We start from the raw sequence: 1,384 nt of genomic DNA on the forward strand, positions 1-1,384 counted from the left end.
CCCCGCCGAGGTCGTCGGCCGCCAGGCGCGCAAGCTCATCGCGCACCTCGGCCCGCACCTTTATCGTCGTCATCGCCATACCAGACAGGATACCCAGCGGTATACCACTTGGCATACCTGGCACAGCCGGTGCCCGGCGGGCTCGGTGCAGTGGACCCAGGGGGCGGTTTTCTGGTTATTTCCGCAGGTCCGGGGTGCAACACTGTCGTTGTGCTGCACCCCGCGTTGCACCTGTGTTGCACCTCGCATTGCAGTGCCGGCGGGTGGCCGGGTGGTCGGCGGTCAGCCTGCGAGGTGGCGGCGAGGGGCTGCCTGGCGGGCCAGCGGCTGCCCTTGGCGTGGCGGCGCACGGCCCGGGGGCGCAGGCCGAGCTGGTGAGCGAGGGAGCGGATGGCCCGGCGCTGTCGGTCGAGCTGCCAACGGCGGGTGAGGTCGGGCGGGTGGCTGGCTTCGTGTTCGGCGTTCCAATCGTTCACCGGGCGGCAGGGCCAGGTCCACTGCACGCGCCCCGCCGGGCCGCTCTATCTCTGTTGCGAAAATCGATTCTGGCCGTCGTATGTGACGGTTACGTCATTAGACAGCGAGAAGTCGATTTTGTAAGCGTTGCTCATGCCGACCGCGGAGATTGCGTCTCCCTTGACCAGCTTAGTGGCGACGATCCAGTATTCCGGCTCCGGCGCGAAGATCCAGTTGAAATTGGGTTCGGCCTGCACGGCAAAGAATGGCGATCCATACATGGCCAGTCCAATGCTCGTCTTCTTCTTTTCGGTGTTACCTCCGCACTTAACGAGCAACTGGCCCTTTTGCACATCGTTGGGCCTGTCGACCTGTTGGAAGGTATATGCACCACCTTCCTTGTCGAAACCGACCTGATCACCCGCCTTTTTCCTGGTCGATGAAGTCTTGACCGCACTGGTGTCGGCAGGCCAGGCGTCGCTGGCCTCGAAATGCACCTGATCGTTGAGCTCTCCGGTCTCGGACCACACGAAAGAGTAGTCTTCGTTCCACTTGAAGGCGGCGGAATCCGCGGCCGGATCCATAGCAGGGTTGTCGTGGATTGTTTTCACGAACCAGGCAAGCGATTGAATGCTCTTGTCCTGCTTTGGGGCCTTTTGGAATACTGCGAAATCCCTGGTCTCCCCGGAATCGTTCTTGACGCGCAGCGTGTAATCGAACTCGCCCATCTTGCATTCTCCTCTTTTGGGTAATGCGTACCGTGGCGCCCGTGCGGACAGTCGGATCGGCTCGTTTTTGCGACGGCAGGCCCGGCACGGTCACGGGCGCCTGACTAACCTCGATCTTGCATGACGGCTCGTCAGCTTTGCTGGCGGGCCGTTTCTGCTTGTCCGGGCGTGCTGTTTGTGCCTGTGGGTATGGCGAGGGC

General features: G+C 62.3%; 1 protein-coding gene. It reads right to left on the reverse strand.

What is annotated here, in order from left to right:
- Positions 1–521: 521 nt before the first annotated feature.
- The gene (locus tag ABD369_RS40570) at positions 522–1,184 is read right to left on the reverse strand and encodes a hypothetical protein (RefSeq protein ID WP_344641657.1); all 663 of its coding nucleotides are present in this window, start codon (positions 1,182–1,184) and stop codon (positions 522–524) included.
- Between the last annotated feature and the right edge of the window lie 200 nt (positions 1,185–1,384).

Origin of the sequence: Kitasatospora cystarginea (genome assembly GCF_039533515.1) — a bacterium.
GTDB lineage: Bacteria > Actinomycetota > Actinomycetes > Streptomycetales > Streptomycetaceae > Kitasatospora > Kitasatospora cystarginea.

Coding starts and splice junctions, on each gene's coding strand:
- ABD369_RS40570 (WP_344641657.1), bottom strand. CDS start 1,184: ATGGGCGAGTTCGATTACACGCTGCGCGTCAAGAACGATTCCGGGGAG.